This window comes from Pseudomonas sp. SWRI68 (assembly GCF_014269165.1).
GTDB classification, from domain to species: Bacteria; Pseudomonadota; Gammaproteobacteria; order Pseudomonadales; family Pseudomonadaceae; genus Aquipseudomonas; species Aquipseudomonas capeferrum.
Genome location: NZ_JABWRU010000029.1, coordinates 17,867 through 37,183 on the forward strand (window position 1 = coordinate 17,867; position 19,317 = coordinate 37,183).

At 62.8% G+C, this 19,317-nt stretch carries 18 protein-coding genes; 7 read left to right on the top strand and 11 right to left on the bottom strand.

Features of this window, described 5'->3' with window-relative positions:
* Positions 1-68: 68 nt before the first annotated feature.
* Complete coding sequence (locus HU770_RS25110) at positions 69-371, bottom strand: cell division protein ZapA (RefSeq protein WP_033703147.1); 303 nt, start codon at positions 369-371, stop codon at positions 69-71.
* On the bottom strand, positions 368-598 hold the full coding sequence (locus tag HU770_RS25115) for a hypothetical protein (RefSeq protein ID WP_033703149.1): 231 nt from the start codon (positions 596-598) through the stop codon (positions 368-370). Before HU770_RS25115 ends, HU770_RS25110 begins: the two co-directional genes overlap by 4 nt.
* A gap of 270 nt (positions 599-868) precedes the next feature.
* Between HU770_RS25115 and HU770_RS25120 the strand changes: the two genes are divergently transcribed.
* On the top strand, positions 869-2,494 hold the full coding sequence (locus tag HU770_RS25120; protein WP_033703150.1) for a methyl-accepting chemotaxis protein: 1,626 nt from the start codon (positions 869-871) through the stop codon (positions 2,492-2,494).
* A 271-nt stretch (positions 2,495-2,765) separates the two neighbouring features.
* On the top strand, positions 2,766-3,221 hold the full coding sequence (locus HU770_RS25125) for a transposase (protein ID WP_186661755.1): 456 nt from the start codon (positions 2,766-2,768) through the stop codon (positions 3,219-3,221).
* 81 nt (positions 3,222-3,302) lie between these two features.
* Here the strand turns inward: HU770_RS25125 and gbcB are convergent, their stop codons facing one another.
* Entirely contained in the window at positions 3,303-4,403 is a 1,101-nt protein-coding gene (gene gbcB / locus HU770_RS25130; protein ID WP_033703152.1) for a glycine-betaine demethylase subunit GbcB, read from the bottom strand.
* A gap of 295 nt (positions 4,404-4,698) precedes the next feature.
* On the opposite strand from gbcB, the gene gbcA reads away from it, so the two are divergent.
* Positions 4,699-5,991 carry a glycine-betaine demethylase subunit GbcA gene (gene gbcA, locus HU770_RS25135; RefSeq protein WP_047582963.1) on the top strand — a complete coding sequence of 431 codons (1,293 nt, stop codon included), beginning with the start codon at positions 4,699-4,701 and terminating at the stop codon, positions 5,989-5,991.
* An 8-nt stretch (positions 5,992-5,999) separates the two neighbouring features.
* On the opposite strand, the gene HU770_RS25140 is transcribed toward gbcA, so the two are convergent.
* Positions 6,000-6,842, bottom strand: coding sequence for an RHS repeat-associated core domain-containing protein (locus HU770_RS25140; RefSeq protein ID WP_186666138.1), 843 nt, complete (start codon positions 6,840-6,842; stop codon positions 6,000-6,002).
* A 496-nt stretch (positions 6,843-7,338) separates the two neighbouring features.
* Here HU770_RS25140 and HU770_RS25145 point away from each other — a divergent pair, with 496 nt between their 5' ends.
* The gene (locus HU770_RS25145) at positions 7,339-7,557 is read left to right on the top strand and encodes a cold shock domain-containing protein (protein ID WP_186666152.1); all 219 of its coding nucleotides are present in this window, start codon (positions 7,339-7,341) and stop codon (positions 7,555-7,557) included.
* Positions 7,558-7,619: 62 nt separating this feature from the next.
* Here HU770_RS25145 and HU770_RS25150 read toward each other — a convergent pair whose 3' ends face one another.
* The 6 genes from HU770_RS25150 to HU770_RS25175 all read right to left on the bottom strand — a co-directional run bounded on the left by HU770_RS25150 (position 7,620) and on the right by HU770_RS25175 (position 15,454).
* Positions 7,620-8,390, bottom strand: coding sequence for an electron transfer flavoprotein subunit beta (locus tag HU770_RS25150; RefSeq protein WP_186661444.1), 771 nt, complete (start codon positions 8,388-8,390; stop codon positions 7,620-7,622).
* A gap of 10 nt (positions 8,391-8,400) precedes the next feature.
* Entirely contained in the window at positions 8,401-9,633 is a 1,233-nt protein-coding gene (locus HU770_RS25155) for an electron transfer flavoprotein subunit alpha/FixB family protein (RefSeq protein ID WP_033703157.1), read from the bottom strand.
* Complete coding sequence (gene dgcB / locus HU770_RS25160) at positions 9,633-11,585, bottom strand: dimethylglycine demethylation protein DgcB (protein WP_186666160.1); 1,953 nt, start codon at positions 11,583-11,585, stop codon at positions 9,633-9,635. Before dgcB ends, HU770_RS25155 begins: the two co-directional genes overlap by 1 nt.
* 208 nt (positions 11,586-11,793) lie before the next feature.
* A complete protein-coding gene (gene dgcA, locus HU770_RS25165; protein WP_033703159.1) occupies positions 11,794-13,854 on the bottom strand; it encodes a dimethylglycine demethylation protein DgcA in 2,061 nt (686 codons plus the stop codon).
* Positions 13,855-13,869: 15 nt separating this feature from the next.
* On the bottom strand, positions 13,870-14,400 hold the full coding sequence (locus tag HU770_RS25170) for a DUF5943 domain-containing protein (protein WP_033703161.1): 531 nt from the start codon (positions 14,398-14,400) through the stop codon (positions 13,870-13,872).
* Positions 14,401-14,476: 76 nt separating this feature from the next.
* Positions 14,477-15,454 carry a dipeptidase gene (locus tag HU770_RS25175; protein WP_033703163.1) on the bottom strand — a complete coding sequence of 326 codons (978 nt, stop codon included), beginning with the start codon at positions 15,452-15,454 and terminating at the stop codon, positions 14,477-14,479.
* 296 nt (positions 15,455-15,750) lie between these two features.
* Between HU770_RS25175 and HU770_RS25180 the strand changes: the two genes are divergently transcribed.
* A complete protein-coding gene (locus tag HU770_RS25180) occupies positions 15,751-16,152 on the top strand; it encodes a lysozyme inhibitor LprI family protein (RefSeq protein WP_186661426.1) in 402 nt (133 codons plus the stop codon).
* Positions 16,153-16,185: 33 nt separating this feature from the next.
* On the opposite strand, the gene HU770_RS25185 is transcribed toward HU770_RS25180, so the two are convergent.
* Positions 16,186-17,130 carry a GlxA family transcriptional regulator gene (locus HU770_RS25185; protein ID WP_186666162.1) on the bottom strand — a complete coding sequence of 315 codons (945 nt, stop codon included), beginning with the start codon at positions 17,128-17,130 and terminating at the stop codon, positions 16,186-16,188.
* A gap of 146 nt (positions 17,131-17,276) precedes the next feature.
* On the opposite strand from HU770_RS25185, the gene choX reads away from it, so the two are divergent.
* Both choX and HU770_RS25195 read left to right on the top strand, forming a co-directional pair.
* Complete coding sequence (gene choX, locus HU770_RS25190) at positions 17,277-18,221, top strand: choline ABC transporter substrate-binding protein (protein WP_186661422.1); 945 nt, start codon at positions 17,277-17,279, stop codon at positions 18,219-18,221.
* A gap of 198 nt (positions 18,222-18,419) precedes the next feature.
* Positions 18,420-19,304 carry a 3-keto-5-aminohexanoate cleavage protein gene (locus HU770_RS25195; protein WP_047582960.1) on the top strand — a complete coding sequence of 295 codons (885 nt, stop codon included), beginning with the start codon at positions 18,420-18,422 and terminating at the stop codon, positions 19,302-19,304.
* Positions 19,305-19,317 lie beyond the last annotated feature (13 nt).

Here is a 19,317-nt window from a genome sequence, read left to right on the forward strand (position 1 = left end):
CCAGTTATTCCAGTGATCTGGGACATTGCTTGGGGACCTTGGGGCCGCTGTGCGGCCCCAGGTGCCCATCAGGATTCGGCAATAGTCCGAACGATCGCGTCCACCGTGGCGTCGATCTGCGCCTGGGTGCGCGCAAGCGTCTGCTGATGCTCCTTCTGCAGCTCAACCTGCTTGGAGCACAGGTTCAGGGCAGCCAGCACCAGCAGTTTGTCGCCGATCAAGGTCGGGTACGAACGCTTGGTCTCGGCCAAGGCGGTGTTGAGCATTCGCACCGCCTGCGCCAAGGTTTCTTCCTGGCCTTCAGGCGCCTTGATCGAATAGTCGCTGCCAAGGATCGACACGACATTGACCGGCTGCGCATTCAAGCTCATGCGTTGACGACACCCGCACTGGCGCGATCAACCAGCGCCTGGATGCGCGCGGCAGTGGCGCCGTTCTTTTCTTCCTGCTCCATCAGCGACAGCTGCAGGGTTTCGTTTTCTTCCTTGGCCTGGGCCAGTTGCTGGCCGAGGGTGGTGTTCTGCTCGGTGAGTTGAGCGTTTTTATGCATCAGGTCGCTGACCAGTTGCTCGATTTGATTCAGGGAGGCTTCAAGCATGGGGTCTATCTCAGGTTGTTGCAGAGGGCGCACACGATAAAGAAAAGTGTCAGTCCTCGCCATTAAATATCGGATTCTTAAGGTTTCTGCTGCGCAGATTGACAGGGTATCGGGCCGCTTGTTCCGACCTGGGTCAACCGCCGGTCAGGAAAAAGTTAGCGCGCTCACAAATTTCACCGGTCTCGCTCAAGACTGACCAGTCACGACCGATAGCCAGGCAAGTCATATTTCGTCGTGCTGTGTGCGACCCTCCCCTGCCTGGATCCCTCCATGTCCCTACGCAACATGAACATCGCCCCGCGCGCGCTGCTCGGCTTCGCGCTGATCGGCCTGCTGATGCTCGGCCTCGGCATTTTCTCGCTCATGCAGATGGGCAACATCCGCCAGGCGGGCGTCGCCATCGAGAGCATCAGCGTGCCCAGCATCAAGATGCTCGACGAACTTACCGCGCTGAACCTGCGCATGCGCACCCTCTCCTATCGGCTGCTGATCAACCGCGAGCCAGAGACCCAGCGCGACACCCTCAACCTGCTGGACCAACGCAACGCCCAGATCGACCGCGCCCGCCAGGCCTACCAGCCGATGATCGGCGCACCCGACGAGCAAGCGGCCTTCGACCAGTACAGCCAGTTGCTCAGTCAATACCGCCAGCTGGAGGCGCGCATGCGCAGCATGAGCCAGGCGGGCCGCACCGACGAGTTGCGCGACCTGCTCAACCGCGACCTGCTGGCCAACTCCGAGCAGATCAACAAGGTCATGGACACCCTGGTGCGCATCAACACCGACCAGACCCGTGCCACCAACGAAACCGCAGCCAGCCAGTATGCTGCCGCCTTCGCCCTGGTCATCGGCCTGTTGATCGCCGCCACCGTGCTGACGCTGCTGTGCGCGTTCCTGCTGACCCGCAGCATCGTCAAGCCGATCGAAGAGGCGCTGCAATGCGCCGAGCAGGTGGCCGACGGTGACCTGACCCATGTCATCCGTGCCGAAGGCACCGACGAAGCCGCCCGCCTGCTGCGCGCCATGGCCCGCATGCAAGACAAGCTGCGCGACACCCTGCAATTGATTGCCGGCTCCGCCACCCAGCTGGCGTCTGCAGCGGAAGAGCTCAATAGCGTCACCGACGAGAGCGCCCGTGGCCTGCAGCAACAGAACAACGAAATCGAACAGGCCGCCACTGCGGTCACCGAGATGACCAGCGCCGTGGAAGAAGTGGCACGCAACGCGGTGAGCACCTCGCAGGCCTCGGGTGAAGCCAGCCGTTCGGCGGGCGACGGGCGCGACCTGGTGCTGGAAACCGTCGGCGCCATCGAGCGCATGAGCGGCGATGTGCAAGCCACTGCCACGCTGATCACCCACCTGGCCGAGCAATCGCGCGACATCGGCAAGGTGCTCGATGTGATCCGCGGCTTGGCCGACCAGACCAACCTGCTGGCGCTCAATGCCGCGATCGAAGCAGCCCGTGCCGGTGAGGCGGGCCGTGGCTTCGCCGTGGTGGCGGATGAAGTGCGGGCACTGGCCCATCGTACCCAGCAGTCGACCAGCGAAATCGAGCGGATGATTGGTAGCATCCAGGGCGGTACCGAGGAGGCGGTGGCGTCGATGCGCACCAGCACCGAACGCGCCGAGTCGACCCTGAACATCGCCCGTGGCGCGGGCATGGCGCTGGATACCATCGCCGGTGCGGTGGCGCAGATCAACGAGCGTAACCTGGTGATCGCCAGCGCGGCGGAAGAACAAGCACAGGTGGCGCGCGAGGTGGACCGCAACCTGGTGAATATCAATGATCTGTCGGTACAGAGTGCAACCGGGGCGCATCAGACCAGCGCAGCGAGTGCCGAGCTGTCGCGGTTGGCGGTGGATTTGAACAACCTGGTGGCCCGCTTCCGCACCTGACAGTACTGGGGCCGCTTTGCGGCCCATTCGCACTCTCATGGCCTGCGGATAACCTGTGAGAGCAACTGCCTTGCTCAAAATTCTAAAACAGCCAGCCCCGTGGGAGCGGGCTTGTCCCGCGAACACGGGCGAAGCCCGTGCCATGCTCTGCGGTGCCTGCTTCGCGGGACAAGCCCACTCCCACAGGGATCATGGTACGCCTTGTGATGCCCCCTGAAATAAGATTCAGAGGAACATTAGGTGAGCTGGCAGTGGCGTGCGGCGGGGAATGTTGGAGCGTGCTCAATCCCATCTTCTGCGCCGTGGCCGTTTCTCTCAGCCTGGTGGGTTGTACTTGCTGACTACGGTAACCCATGAGCGCAAGCGGACCTTCACCCACCTTCATCTCGCCCGTGGCGTGATCCAGCAACTCAGACAGGCTGAGCTCGATGGGCATTGCCAATCCCTCGCGTGGGTGGTCATGCCGGACCATGTGCACTGGCTGATCGAGTTACGAAGCGGCACCTTGTGTCGCCTGATGCGCAGATTCAAGTCACGCAGCAGCCATGCGCTTTATCAGCGGGGCATGCGGCGCGAAAAGATATGGCAGCAGGGCTACCAGGACCGAGCCTTGCGCCGGGAAGAAAGTGTGCTGCAGGTAGCGAGGTACATCGTTGCCACCCCCATCAGAGCAGGATTGGTTGACCGTGCGGGTGATTATCCGCATTGGGATGCAGTCTGGGTCTGATGCCATTCGCGGGGCAAGCCCGCTCCCACAGGCCTATGGGAGCGGGTTTAGCTACGAAGAACCCACACTATTGAAGCTGGATCAGTAATCGATCCGCACATCTCCTTTAGGCACGCTGCAGCACGAGAGGATGTAGCCCTCGGCCTCGTCTTCTTCGGTAATACCGCCGTTGTGCTCCATCTCCACTTCGCCGCCCAGCTTGAGCACCTTGCAGGTACCGCAAATGCCCATGCCGCAGGCCTTGGGGATCATCAGCCCGACCTTCGCCGCTGCCGCATGCACGGTCTCGCCCGGGGCAACGCGGATGCTCTTCTCGCTGCCGATGAACTCCACCAGGTTGAGGTCGGAGACATCCACTTCCGGCGCGTCGGCGGCCTGCTCGGCATGCTCCACCGCATCGGCCTTGGCCTCTGCCGGCGTCGCGCCGAACGACTCCTCATGGTAGTTCTTCATGTCGAAGCCGACGGCTTCAAGCATGCGCTTGACCGCGCTCATGTACGGCGTCGGGCCGCAGCAGAACACCGTGCGCTCCATGTAGTCGGGCGCGATCAGCTCCATCAGCCGCTGGTTCAGGTACCCGCGGTAACCCGCCCAGGGCTCGCCCAGCCCGTGCTTCTCGCAAATGATGTGCAAGCTGAAGTTGGGGATGCGCGAGGCCATCTGCTCCAGCTCGCGGTGGAAGATGATGTCTTTCGGCGAACGGGCGCTGTGCACGAAGACCATGTCGACATTGGCGTTGGTGTCGTAGAACCATCGCGCCATGGACATCACCGGGGTGATACCAACACCGCCCGAGAGGTACAGCACCTTGCCCGAGGGGAAGTCGATGGCGTTGAACAACCCCACCGGGCCGTGCACCGGCAGCTCTGCGCCTTCGTGCATGGTGTCGTGCAGGTGGTTGGAGACATGCCCGCCTGGCACCCGCTTGACCGTGATCGAGAAGCTGTACGGCACCGACGGCGAACTGGAGATGGTATAGGAACGCATCACCGGTTTGCCTTCGATCTCAAGTTCCAGGGTAACGAACTGCCCTGGCTTGAAGAAGAACATGATCGGTTGGTCGGCCATGAAGCAGAACGTGCGCACGTCCCAGGTCTCCTGGATGACCTTAACGCAGCGCACGATGTGGCGGCCGTTGGCCCAGGTCTGGGTGGTGACCGGATTGAGGAAGGTATCGGACATGTTCATCTCCAGCAGCCGACAATTGGCCTTTTTATGGCTGCGATAATGCGCAAGCTGAAGGCGACGTACATTCCTGCCTGCGACATCGGCGTACTTATCGCGACCAGCCCCATGCTACAAGGGCTAGGGCGTCGTAATTCAAATCGGCCATGTCGCCCATGGATACGGTTCACGACGCCTTCGGACGCACACTCCACGGCAAAAGAACACGCTGTTTTTTTTACGACAGCCTTGCGGCACCACAACAATGATTAGCCACCTTTTGCCGGCCGCACGCGGCCCCGAGGACCACACGATGGACGTCACCGCAACCCTGAGCCTGGGCGATCCACTGGAAGCAGCACGCAAGGCTACCGCCGAGATGCTGCAGACCCGCGAGCGAACCTACTCGCTGCCCCAGCCTTTCTACACCGACGAGCGTCTGTTCCAGATCGACATGCAGGAGATCTTCCACAAAGAGTGGCTGATCGCTGGCATGACTTGCGAGATTCCGGCCAAAGGCAACTTCATTACCCTGCAGATCGGCAAGAACCCGATCATCGTCATCCGTGGCGCCGAAGGTAAGGTGCATGCCTTCCACAACGTCTGCCGCCATCGCGGTTCGCGCCTGTGCACCAGCGACAAGGGCAAGGTGGCCAAGCTGGTCTGCCATTACCACCAGTGGACCTACGAGCTGGACGGTCGCCTGCTGTTCGCCGGCACCGAAATGGGCGCCGACTTCGACATGAAGGAATACGGCCTCAAGCCGGTGAACGTGAAGGTTGCGGGTGGTTACATCTTCATCAGCCTGGCGGAAAACCCGCCAGCCATCGACGAGTTCCTGGCCACTTTGGACCATTACATGGAACCGTACGACATGGAGAACACCAAGATCGCGGTGCAGACCCAGTTGCTGGAAAAGGCCAACTGGAAGCTGGTACTGGAAAACAACCGCGAGTGCTACCACTGCAGCGGTTCGCACCCAGAGCTGCTGCAAACCCTGCTGGAGTGGGACGACACCAACGACCCACGCGCCAGCCAGGAATTCAAGGACCACGTGGCCGCCTCTGCCGCCGCCTGGGAAGCCGAGAAGATCCCGTACCTGCACAAGAGCCACGGGCTGCGTAACCGCATCGTGCGCATGCCGCTGCTCAAGGGCACCGTGTCGATGACCATGGACGGCAAGCAGGCCTGCCAGAAGCTGATGGGCCGCATCAAGAACCCGGACCTGGGTTCGATGCGCATCCTGCACCTGCCGCACTCGTGGAACCACTGCATGGGCGACCACCTGATCGTCTTCACCGTGTGGCCGATCAGCGCCCAGGAGACCCTGGTCACCACCAAGTGGCTGGTGCACAAGGATGCCGTCGAAGGCGTCGATTACGACCCGGAGCGCATGCGCAAGGTGTGGGACGCGACCAACGACCAAGACCGCCGCCTGGCCGAAGAGAACCAGCGCGGGATCAACTCCACGGCATACCAGCCAGGGCCTTATTCGAAGACCTATGAATTTGGCGTGGTGAACTTCATCGACTGGTACAGCCAGCGCGTGCTGGAGAACCTGGGGGCGGAGCCTGCGCCGTACTTGAAGGAAGTGCAGGCGCAGTAAGTATCCGTTCACATGCGGCTAGTGGTGACCCCACTAGCTTGCTCACTGCGTGTTGCGTCTTGCGTATTGCGTATTGCGGCTTGTCGTATGCTATTTCTCGATTCGGCAGACAGAGAGCGCTGAGAAGCGCGGTCGAGCGTCCATCTATTCATCCCGATCATCTCAGGGGTACCCTGCAGCCATGGTTTCGCCTGAGCGAGGTCCCAAACCTCCTTTACCGACGTTCCCAGGGAAATCACGGTAAGGGTTGACAATGCCCATGTCTGCCAATCTTTTCCTGGCTCCACCAGGCGACTGATCCCCACTGTGATCCCTGCAACGGCACTGGCGCCACTGACCACCGAAAGCGCCCAATCACTTCGCGATGAGACAGGCAAGAGCCCTACCGTGTCGTTGACAGCGGCTGCTTGTAGGGCCATGCCTCGATGAGCCTGACGTGTTCGCAACATTGATCGAAGCTTCAGACCACTGGTGAAGAAACCCGTTAAGTTGGTAAGAATGCTGAGGATAGGAAACAGGTACTCACTGGCTTCCTGGGCTTCCTGCCCTGTCGGATCGCGGTAGTTGATCGGGTCACCGAGGCAGTATGCATATGCGTTGAACCCACCCGCAGCGAACGGGCTGAGCCGATCTGGCGAGCGAAAGCGCATCAGTTGCGGGCTATAGGCACGATGCCCATTGCCCAGCAGGTAGCAGCCACTGGCTTGATCGAGGTGCGCATCAGAGAATGCTAGCCAAGGTCCAGCATCGGGTTGGAACCCAGCGTAGGGCGTATAGCGTCGATGCGGGGTAGCCTGCCCTCGCAGCACCGAGCGCTGGCGGTCAATTGCCAGCAGTGTGGTACCCGCCATTGCTACGCTCCCCAGGTCATTACCTGCCAGTACGTTAGCAAAGGGTACCTGTAGCGGTAACTGGCAAAAATGTCAGTTGCAGGGCAATGGTTTTCCACAGGCCAGGCGCCTACCTCGTTAGATCAATTTTTGATCAAAACTCTGCAAGCCTTGGCAGGCCTGGGCTGCAGCACTTCCCGAACAACTTGCCCACAGGTTCGCCAACAGACTTTGTGAGCAAGTCCACCCATTCGCTTAAACGCCCTGTGGATAACTACACCAACCCCTTGAATTGCGGTATTTCTGAAAGCGTTTGCTGAAATTGATCATTATTTGTACGTATCGCTGCAAGGCCCGAAGCCATTGCGCTGCAGCGAAGCACGAACACTTTATCCACACCTTGGCGAACAGATTCCGGGGGTAAAACGCGGCCCACCTGACATTTTTGCCAGTTTCCTCAACATCCCGCTCATGATTGATTGAAAACAATCCAGATGGCAGCAGCACGAGGTCACTTATGCACAGTCGCCTGAAAGGCACTGTGAAGTGGTTCCATGAGGCGAATGGAGTGGGCGTGATATCGGCTGAGGACGGCAGCGGGGACTATTTCGTGGCGCGGAGTGCAATTCTGATGGTAGGCAAGGCGCGGCTACTGGAGGGAGGGCGCGTAAGTTTTGAACCGGTGATCGACGGGCTGGCCTTTTGGGCATTCAATGTTGCCGAGCTACAGCCTTAGAAGGGCCTGCGGGTGCGCCATTCCCACAGAGTCCCTGCTGAGTCAATGAGATTAAATGCACGTCAGCGTAGAACGCCTTCCTCAACCAGCAGCTTGAGAATCGCCTCGGCGCCTTCTTGCGGCGATACATCCTTGAGCACCTTGCCCCCGCCGCCGCTGGCCTTGGCCGTGGCCGCCTTCATCCGGTCGGCACCGCTCTTGGCCTTGATCACCTTCAGGCGCTTGGGCCGTGGGCGGGCAGGTTGCAGCTCAGCCTCGCCCAGCAGCTCGTCTTCGACAATGGCCACGTCACGCGCCGCCAGCACACCCCGCCGCGCCGGGCCGAAGGCACTCTGGCGCGGCTTGGGCGCTGCGTTATCCACAGTCGCCAGCAATGGCAGGCGCACCTTGAGGCGACGCCGCTGGCCCCGTGGTAGCGCTTGCAGTACCTGGGCGGTGCCGTTTTCGATGGACTCTACCTCTGCCAGGCCGACGATCAACGGCCAGCCCAGCTTCTCGGCCAGCAGAAACGGCAGCATGCCCGACCCTTCACCGGTTTCCGCCTGGCTGCCAGTCAGTACCAGCTGCGCGCCAGCATCACGTAAATAGTCGCCGAGCACGCCCAATACATCCGCACCTGCTGGCTGTTCCAGCACGTCCAGGTGCTCCAGGCCCATGCCCAGGTAGGCGCGCAGCGCCTCTTCACGAGGGTCGCCGGCATGTACCACCTGCAAGTTATCCCCAGCCAGCTGTAGACCCAGCTCCACTGCACGCGCGTCCTGCTCGGCGCGGCGGGCGCGCCCGGAGCTTGGGTGGGCACCGATCGAAACCAGGCTGATGACTTTCGTACTCATGCTCGTGCCCTTATGCCGCGTCGCGCTGGCCGCCGCTGCGGTAGTTGTCCACAGCCTCGACCAGTGCCTGGAGAATTGCCGAACTGTCGCCAATCACCGACAGATCGGCCCGTTTGATCATGTCGCAGCCCGGGTCCATGTTGATCGCCACCACTTTGTCGCAGGCGCCGATACCCTGCAGGTGCTGGATGGCGCCAGAGATACCCACCGCCACATAAACCCGCGCCGTGACCCAGGTACCGGTAGCCCCCACCTGGCGGTTGCGCGGCATGAAGCCGTCGTCCACCGCCACCCGCGAGGCGCCTTCGGTGGCACCGAGTGCCGCCGTGGCCTTGTGGTACAGGTCCCAGTCCTTGACGCCGTTGCCGCCCGAAACGATGAACTCCGCCTCGGCCATGGCGATGGTGGCCGGGTCGACCGCCACCGAGCCCAGGTCCTCGATACGCGACAGGCTGCGCACCACGCCTGTGGACAACTCCACCGGCAGCGCTTCGTGACGGGTTTCGCTGACCGGCTCGGCGCATTCCGCCGCCGCCAGGATCAAGCGCGGCACTGCACGCTGCAGGTCTTGCTGGCCGGCACCGGCGCGGCCGATGCACTGGCCATCCTTGACCTGCCACACCCGCGTCGCCGGGCGCTCGCCCAGGGCAGCGCCCAGGCGCCTGCCCAGCTCACCGCCACCGGTGCGGCTGTCGGGCAGCAGCCAGTGGCGCGGTGTGAACTGGTTATCCACAGCCCGCAAGCCTTGCACCAGTTGCTCTGGCGCGTAGCCTTCGAAAGCTTCGCCCTCGATGACCAGCAAGCGGTCGACACCGGCGTTGGCGAAGTTGCTTTCCTTGTGCTCGCCAAACACGATCGCCAGCACCGCGCCGTCGCTGCCTGCCAGGCTGTGGGCCAGGCCGAGCAAGTCGCGGTCGTGGCTGCCGAGGCGGCCGCCGACCATGTCCGGCACCACGGCGATGTAGTACGCCGGCGCCGGCACCTGGTGCAGCGGCAGTTTCACTTCAGCCGCCGCCGTGCGCCGCCCGCCCACACCGGTGCCCTGCTGGGCGCCGCTGCGGTCGATACGCTTGATGCCAGCGGGGCCGATAAAGCCTGCGGCAATCGCGTGGGGGTTCTTGCGGATGACACCGTTTGGCCCCATCCAAGTGGTTTGTTGCGTCTGCATCGCCGCGTGCAGCGGATGCAGACGGTTACGGGCGATCCACTCGGCGCGTGGGTCGCGGCGGATGATGTCGCTCATCAGTGCACCTCCGCAGGTTCACGTTTGGCCGCTGGCGACTTGGCGTTCGCAGGGGCTTGGTCTTCGATCAGTACATCCGCTACCAACTCGGCCAGGTCCTTGATCTGTGGGCGCGGTTCGACCACACCTTCGAGCATCGCGGTGCACTGTGGGCAACCGACTGCCACCAGCTCGGCCTCGGTCTCACGGATGTCGTCCATGCGCATGTCGGGGATACGTTGCTTGCCCGGGATGTCGGTGATCGGCGCACCGCCGCCACCGCCGCAGCAACGAGAACGGAAGCCCGACCGCTGCATCTCGCGCACTTCGATGCCAAGCGCCTTGAGCACATCGCGCGGCGCCTCGTATTCGCCGTTGTAACGGCCCAGGTAGCACGGGTCGTGATAGGTCACGCTGCCGCCCTTGTGCTGGCCGAGGTTGAGCTTGTTGGCCGCGATCAGTTCGGCGATGTAGGTGCTGTGGTGCTGCACCTGATACTCGCCGCCCAAGGCACCGTACTCGTTCTTCAGCACATGGAAGCTGTGCGGGTCGCAGGTGACGATGCGCTGGAAGCGGTACTTGGCCAGGGTCTGGATGTTGCGTTTGGCCAGTTGCTGGAAGGTCGCTTCATCGCCCAGGCGCCGCGCCACGTCACCGCTGTCGCGTTCTTCCAGGCCGAGCACGGCAAAGTCCACGCCCGAGGCCTTGAGCACTTTGACGAAGGCGCGCAGGGTGCGCTGGTTGCGCATGTCGAAGGCACCATCACCAACCCAGAACAGCACCTCGGTGGTGTTCACCTCCGACAGCAGTTTCAGGTTGAGGTCGGCCGCCCAGTTCATCCGCCCGCCAGGGGCGAAGCCGCCAGGGTTGTCGGTGGCGATCAGGTTGTCCAGCACCTCGGCGCCCTTGTTCGGGGTCGCGCCTTTTTCCAGGGTGAGGTGACGGCGCATGTCGACGATGGCATCGACGTGCTCGATCATCATCGGGCACTCCTCGACGCAGGCGCGGCAGGTGGTGCACGACCACAAGGTCTCGGCGTCGACCAGGCCGTTGACGATCGGCTGGTGCGGGTGGCCGCCATGCTCGCCAATAGGTTTGCCCGGGTAAGGGCTACCGGCAAACTTGGCGTCCGTGCCACCGGCCAGGCCGATGACCATGTCCTGGATGAGTTTTTTCGGGTTCAGCGGCTGGCCTGCGGCGTAGGCCGGGCACATGGCTTCACATTTACCGCACTGCACACAGGCATCGAAACCGAGCAGCTGGTTCCAGGTGAAGTCCACCGGTTTTTCCACACCCAGCGGTGCGTTCGGGTCTTCCAGGTCCAGCGGCTTGAGGCCGGTGGAGCGGCCACCGCCGAAGCGCTCGGCACGGCGGTGCCAGGCCAGGTGCAGGGCACCGGCGAAGGCGTGTTTCATCGGGCCGCCCCAGGTCATGCCGAAGAACAGCTCCGACACGCCCCACAGCACACCCAGGCCCAGTACGCCGACCATCACCCAGCCACCGGTGTTGGCGGGCAGGATGCCGGCCACCGGCAAGGTGGCGACGAAGAAGCTCGCGGCGAACACCAACAGGCTTTTCGGCAGCCGCATCCACGGGCCCTTGGACAGGCGCGAAGGCGGATTGAGGCGGCGTTTGAAGACAAACAACGCGCCTGTGAACATGATCACCGTCGCCACCAGCAAGGCGTAGCCGAGGATCTTGCTCTGCAGGCCGAAGCCGTGCACCAGGATCGCCAAGGCAGCCGACAGCACGAAGCCGCCCGCCGTGGCCACGTGGGTCGTGGACATGTACTTGTCGCGCTCGACCACGTGGTGCAGGTCCACCAGGTAGCGTCGCGGCATGGCCAGCAGGCCGCCGATCAGATTGACCTTGGACGGTCGGCCACGCCGCCACATGCGCACACGGCGCAGGGCGCCGAGCACCGCCAGGCCAAGGGCAGCGAACAGCAGAATGGGTAGAAGGGTGTTCAACATGGGAGGCTCCCACAAACAGCTGAATTCTTGCGCCCCTCTCAAAGGTGGGCGCGGACCCCTGTAGGAGCGGCCTTGCGTCGCGAAAGGGCTGCGCAGCGGCCCCGGCAATGTGTAGCACTGCTAAATGCCGGGGCCGCTACGCGACCCTTTCGCGACGCAAGGCCGCTCCTACAGGGGGGCCAGTCCCGCCCCTATAGGGGCGGTGCGATCAGAAGTCCTTGCACAGGCGCAAGGCGTCGTAGATCGCCGCATGCACGTTGCGCTGGGCCACGCAGTCGCCGATGCGGTACAGCAGGTAGCCCTCGCCCGGCTGGCTGAGGATCGGCTGCGGCTTGATGGCGAACAGCGCCTCCACATCGATCTGGCCCTTGTTGCGCGAGCCTTCCTTCAGCGCGTAGTACAGTTCTTCATCAGGCCGCACGCCGTTCTCGATCACTACCTGGTCGACCACGCGCTCTTCCTTGGCACCGGTGTACTCGTTCTCCAGCACTGCCACCAGCTTGTCGCCTTCGCGGTAGACCTTTTCCAGCATCATGTCGCCGGTCATGATCACTTCTTTCGGGTACATGCTGCGGTAGTAGGTCGGGAAGGTCGTACCCCCCATGGCCACACCCGGCTTGATGTCGTCGGTGACGATCTCGACCTGGCTGCCTTTGTCGGCAATGTAGTCCGCCGCCGACATGCCGGTGAACTCACAGATGGTGTCGTACACCAGCACGTTCTTGCCCGGCGCAACCTTGCCGTCGAGCACGTCCCAGCTGCTGACCACCAGCCCTTCGGCAGCGCCCCAGTGTTCGTTCTGCTCGACGAACGGATGGCCGCCCACCGCCAGCACGATCACGTCCGGGCGCAAGTCCTGGATGGCGTCCACGCTGGCTGCGGTGCCCAGGCGCAGGTCGACCTTCAGCCGCGCCAGCTCCAGTTGGTACCAGCGGGTGATACCGGCGATCTGGTCACGTTGCGGTGCCTTGGCAGCAATGGTGATCTGCCCGCCGATCTGGTCTTTCTTCTCGAACAGGGTCACATCATGGCCACGCTCGGCAGCCACGCGGGCGGCTTCCATGCCGGCCGGGCCGGCGCCAACCACCACCACCTTGCGTTTGACGCCGGTGGTCTTCTCGATGATATGCGGCACACCCATGTACTCACGGGAGGTCGCGGCGTTCTGGATGCACAGTACATCCAGGCCCTGGTACTGGCGGTCGATGCAGTAGTTGGCACCGACGCACTGTTTGATCTGGTCGATCTGGCCCATCTTGATCTTGGCGATCAGGTGCGGGTCGGCCATGTGCGCACGGGTCATGCCGACCATGTCCACGTAGCCGCCTTCGAGGATGCGCGTGGCCTGGTTCGGGTCCTTGATATTCTGCGCGTGCAGCACCGGGACCTTGACCACTTCCTTGATGCCGGCCGCCAGGTGCAGGAACGGCTCCGGCGGGTAGCTCATGTTGGGGATGACGTTGGCCAGGGTGTTGTGGGTGTCGCAACCCGAGCCGACCACACCGATGAAGTCGAGCATGCCGGTGCCATCGTAGTAGGCGGCGATCTGCTTCATGTCCTCGTGGCTGAGGCCATCGGGGTGGAACTCGTCACCACACAGGCGCATGCCCACGCAGAAGTCGTCACCGACCTCGGCGCGCACGGCCTTGAGCACTTCAAGGCCGAATTTCATGCGGCCTTCGAAGGTACCGCCCCATTCGTCGGTACGCTTGTTGACCCGCGGGCTCCAGAACTGGTCGATCATGTGCTGGTGCACGGCCGACAGTTCGACGCCGTCCAGGCCGCCCTCTTTGGCACGCCGCGCAGCCTGCGCGTAGTTGCCGATGACGCGCCAGATCTCTTCCACCTCGATGGTCTTGCAGGTGGCGCGGTGCACCGGTTCACGGATGCCCGACGGCGACATCAGGGTGGGCCAGTTGAAGCCGTCCCAGCGCGAGCGACGGCCCATGTGGGTAATCTGGATCATGATCTTGGCGCCATGCTTGTGCATGGCGTCGGCCAGGTTCTGGAAGTGCGGGATGATGCGGTCGGTCGACAGGTTGACCGACGCCCACCACTCCTGCGGGCTGTCGATGGCGACGACGGACGAGCCGCCGCAGATCGCCAGGCCGATGCCGCCCTTGGCCTTCTCTTCGTAATACTTCACATAGCGGTCGGTCGTCATGCCGCCGTCAGTGGCGTAGACCTCGGCGTGCGCGGTGCTGAGCACGCGGTTGCGGATGGTCAGTTTGCCGATCTGGATCGGCTGGAACATTGCTTCGAATGCCATGACGCTATCTCCGGCTTACAACGGCTTTGTAACGAACAGGCCATCTTCGTGGCCTTCTTCCGACCCGCCGTAGACCTGTTCGGCCACGGTGCGGATCTTGCTGCCGCGGGCAGCGAGAATCTGGTCCATTGCGCCGGCGAACCAGCCGGTGAACATGTAGTCGACCTTGCGGCCAACCTTGCCGTACACGTACACGAACGCCGAGTGCTTGAGCTTGACGCTGCAGGTGCCTTTGTCCAGGTCGATGTCCTGGATCTCGAACAGGCCCCAGCCACGCTGGGACAGCCGCTTCATGTAGTGCTCGAACACCGCCACGCCTTCCAGGCCATGGCATTCGGCTTCTTTCTCGCACCAGTGCCAGGCGGACTTGTAGCCGGCCTTGTAGAGGATCTCGGCATAGGCGTCAGCGCCCAGCACTTCCTCGATGCCGATGTGGTTGTTGACGAAGAAATGGCGTGGCACGTACAGCATCGGCAAGGCGTCGCTGGTCCATACACCGGTCTCGGTGTCGACTTCGATTGGCAATTGCGGGGCGATCTTGGCCATGGAAACTCAACTCCATAAAATTTTTATCGGGATGCCCCGGCGTTGCTGGCAGGGGCTTTCAGGCTTGGAGAGCGGCTTACTCGCCCCAGACATCCTTGAGGACGTTTACCCAGTTCTCGCCCATGATCTTGCGCACCACACGCTCGGAGTGGCCGCGCTTGAGCAAGGTCTCGGTGAGGTTGGGGAACTCCCCGACGGTGCGAATGCCCAGCGGGTTGATGATCTTGCCGAAATTGGTCAGGCGACGGGCATAGCCCTTGTCGTGGGTCAGGTACTCGAAGAAGTCCTGGCCGTGGCCCTGGGTGAAGTCGGTGCCGATGCCGATGGCGTCTTCACCGACGATGTTCATGGTGTATTCGATGGCTTCGGCGTAGTCGTCGATGGTCGAATCGATGCCCTTGGCCAGGAACGGTGCGAACATGGTCACGCCGACGAAACCGCCGTGGTCGGCGATGAACTTCAGCTCTTCGTCCGACTTGTTGCGCGGGTGTTCTTTCAGGCCCGACGGCAGGCAATGGGAATAGCAGACCGGCTTCTTCGATTCGAGGATGACCTCTTCGGAGGTCTTGGAGCCGACGTGGGACAGGTCGCACATGATGCCGACGCGGTTCATCTCGGCGACGATCTCGCGGCCGAAGCCCGACAGGCCACCGTCACGCTCGTAGCAGCCGGTACCCACCAGGTTCTGGGTGTTGTAGCACATCTGCACGATGCCCACGCCCAGCTGCTTGAACACGTCCACGTAGGCGATCTGGTCTTCGAACGCGTGGGCGTTCTGGAAGCCGAAGAGGATGCCGGTCTTGCCCAGCTCTTTAGCCTTGCGGATGTCGGCGGTGGTGCGCACCGGCATGACCAGGTCACCGTTGTCGCGGATCAGCTTCTGGCTGGCGGCGATCTGGTCGACAGTGGCCTTGAAGCCTTCCCAGACCGACACCGTGCAGTTGGCCGCAGTCAGCCCGCCTTTGCGCATGTCCTCGAACAGTTCGCGGTTCCATTTGGCAATGATCAGACCGTCGATGACGATGCTGTCGGCGTGAAGTTCTGCTGGGCTCATCAGGCTGTCCCCTTTTATTGACTGGGTTCTTGAGTGGTCCGCGCCTGAAGCATGTGCCGGCGCTTTGGGGCCAGCATATGCCTGCGGCCCGAGGCGCCCCGATGCAAAAACGACAGGGGGTTTGCCGAAAGCGTCAATGCGCAACAACAGGCGCTCTGCGGCGCTGTCTGGCGATGAGAGACAGTCTCGATAACGACATGTTCGAGGCTTTCATGAACATTTCGTCAGGGAGCTACCACGTCGCCTTCGGCTGAGCGAGAATCCCTGCGATTCGTCAGCCTGTTGAGGAGAAAAGGATGAAATCAATGGCATGGCTGGTACTGCTGGCCGTCGTTTCGGGCGCCCAGGCCGGTGAGGAAGAGAGCACCCCCTGCGACAACGTCGAGACCGACCAGCAGAGCTACGCGTGTGCGGCGTTCAACAAGCAGACCGCCGAGCGTGAGCTGAAGTCGGCTTACGATGACCTGACCCAGCGCATTCGCGACCAGTATGCCGACGAAGCCGACCAGGCCACCGCCTTGGTCGGGCGCATGGAGGCGGCAGAAAAGCTGTGGGCGCAGCTGCGCGATGCTGATTGCAAGGTCGAGACCTATGCCGAAAAGCCTGGCAGCAAAGCGTTCGAGGCAGCGTGGAATACCTGCGTGGCGCAGCGCAGTGATGACCGGTCGGAGTATTTGCAGTCCGTTGGCCAGCAGTAAACCTGCCCCGCGAAAAGGCCGGTATGACAACCCTCAAACCACCCGGGCCAACCGATCCTCCCGCGGGCAGCGCTGGTACCGCGCGCGGTAACAGCGGGTAAAGTACGACGCCGACTCGAACCCGCACGCCACCCCCACCTCCAGCACGCTCATGTCGGTCTGGCGCAACAGCTGCCGCGCCTTGTCCAGCCGCAAGCGCAGGTAAAAGCCACTGGGCGTGTCATCCAGGTGCAGGCGAAACAGCCGCTCCAACTGGCGCCGCGTCACCTGCACGGCATCGGCCAGCAGTTGGGTATTGAGCGGCTGCTCGGTGTTGCGCTCCATCTCGCCGATCACCTTCACCAGCTTCTTGTTGCTGATGCCATAACGGCTGGCGATCTGCATGCGCTGGTGGTCCTGTCGCGGGCGGATACGCCCGAGCACGAACTGCTCCGACACCTGCACCGCCAACTCACTGCCGTGTGCCTGCGCAATCAGGTCGAGCATCAGGTCGATCGAGGCAGTGCCGCCGGCACAGGTGATACGCCGCCGGTCGATCTCGAACAGCTCCTGGGTCGCCTGCAGGCTCGGGTAGCGCTCCTTGAAGGCTTCCAGCGCCTCCCAGTGCACCGTGGCCCGGTGGCCGTCGAGCAGGCCGGCCTCGGCCAGCACCACCGCACCGGTATCGATACCGCCAAGGATGACCCCTTCGTGATCCAGACGGCGTAGCGCCTGCTGCAGTGGCGGGCCGAAGCAGGCCAACGGCTCGAAACCGGCGACGATCAGCACAATGGCGCCCGCCTCACCAGCGCCCAGCGCCGCATCGGCGTTCACCGACATCCCATTGCTGGCCTGCACCGCCCCGCCGTCCAGGCTGAGCACGCACCAGCGATACAACGGGCCGCGAAAGCGGTTGGCCACGCGCAGCGGCTCCAGGGCACTGATGAAGCCCATCGCCGAGAACCCCGGCAGCAGCAGGAAGTGAATGGTATCCGCCATTGAATGCTCCACAAGAGAGGTGGTCGCCAGGGTGCAAGTGTTGGTCGCCAGGGTGCGATTTTCCACCCCGCCAGCGGCGTAGTTTAAGCAAACGGTCCGCAGAGGCCGCCCACCATAACAATATGCACTGCCGATGGAGAGCCACCATGCACAGCTTGATCCGCCGCAGCCTGTTGACCCTTGCCGTGAGCAGCATCGCCTCTACCCCGCTTTTTGCCGCCGAGCCCGCCGCCTGCCAGAACGTGCGCCTGGGCGTGGTCAACTGGACCGACGTCATCGCCACCAGCGCCATGGCCCAGGTGCTGCTCGACGGCCTGGGTTACCAGACCAAGCAGACCAGCGCTTCGCAGCAGATCATCTTTGCCGGTATCCGCGACAAACGCCTGGATATGTTCCTGGGTTACTGGAACCCGATCATGACCCAGACCATCACCCCGTTCATCGACGCCAAGCAGGTGAAGGTGCTCGACAAGCCGAGCCTGGAAGATGCCCGGGCAACCCTGGCAGTGCCCAAATACCTGGCCGACAAGGGTTTGAAGAACTTCGCCGACATCCACAAGTTCGAAAAGGAGCTGGGTGGAAAAATCTACGGCATCGAGCCGGGCTCGGGCGCCAATACCCAGATCAAGGCGATGATCGCCAAGAACCAGTTCGGCCTGGGCAAGTTCCAGCTGGTCGAGTCCAGCGAAGCCGGCATGCTCGCTGCGGTCGACCGCGCCGTGCGGCGCAAGGAGGCGGTGGTGTTTTTCGGCTGGGCGCCGCACCCGATGAACGTGAATATCGACATGGCCTACCTGGGTGAGAGCCAAGGCGCCCTCGGCCCTGACGAAGGCCGGGCCACGGTGTGGACGGTGACCGCGCCGGACTACGCCGAGCGCTGCCCCAACGCCCACCGCCTGCTGGCCAACCTGACGTTCAGCGCCGAGGACGAGAGCCGCATGATGCAACCGCTGCTCGACCACAAGGATGCACTGGCGTCGGCCCGCCAGTGGCTCAAGGACCACCCTGAAGACAAGGCCCGCTGGCTTGAGGGTGTGACCACCTTCGACGGCAAGCCGGCGGCGGACAACCTCAAGCTTACTGCCAACTGATGCGGCCCTTTCTCGCCGATAGCCCCCACTGACAGGTCAAACCGGTCGGTGTAGGAGCGGCCTTGTGTCGCGAAAGGGCCGCAAAGCGGCCCCAGGATTCTGCACGCCGCATAGACCCTGGGGCTGCTACGCAGCCCTTTCGCGACACAAGGCCGCTCCTACAGAGATCCTGTTACCCAGATATAACAAGGAACCGCCATGAACCACGACGTCATCATCACCTGCGCCCTCACCGGCGCCGGCGACACCGCCGCCAAAAGCCACCTGGTCCCGGTCACGCCCAAACAGATCGCCGAGTCCGCCGTAGAAGCCGCAAAAGCCGGCGCCACCGTGGTCCACTGCCACGTCCGCGACCCGCAAACCGGTCGCTTCAGCCGCGACGTGAACCTCTACCGCGAAGTCATGGAACGCATCCGCGAAGCCGACGTGGACATCATCGTCAACCTCACCGCCGGCATGGGCGGCGACCTGGAAATCGGCCCGGGCGAATCGCCCATGGAATTTGGCCCTGGCACCGATCTGATCGGCCCGCTGGAACGCCTGGCCCATGTCGAAGCCCTGCTACCGGAAATCTGCACGCTCGACTGCGGCACGCTCAACTTCGGCGATGGCAATTCCATTTATGTTTCCACCCCTGCGCAGCTGCGCGCTGGGGCCAAGCGCATTACCGAACTGGGGGTGAAGGCCGAACTGGAAATCTTCGACACCGGCCACCTGTGGTTCGCCAAGCAGATGATCAAGGAAGGCTTGCTCGAAGACCCGTTGTTCCAGCTGTGCCTGGGCATCCCGTGGGGCGCACCGGCAGACACCACGACCATGAAGGCCATGGTCGACAACCTGCCCGCCAACGTCACTTGGGCCGGCTTCGGCATCGGCCGCATGCAGATGCCGATGGCGGCCCAGGCCGTGCTGCTCGGCGGCAACGTGCGCGTTGGGCTGGAAGACAACCTGTACCTGGACCGCGGCGTACTGGCCAGCAACGGCCAACTGGTCGAACGCGCGGTGGAGATCATCTCCCGCCTCGGCGCCCGTGTCCTGACCCCGGCCGAGGGCCGGGCAAAAATGAACCTCGAACGCCGCTGATCCGCTCTGGAGA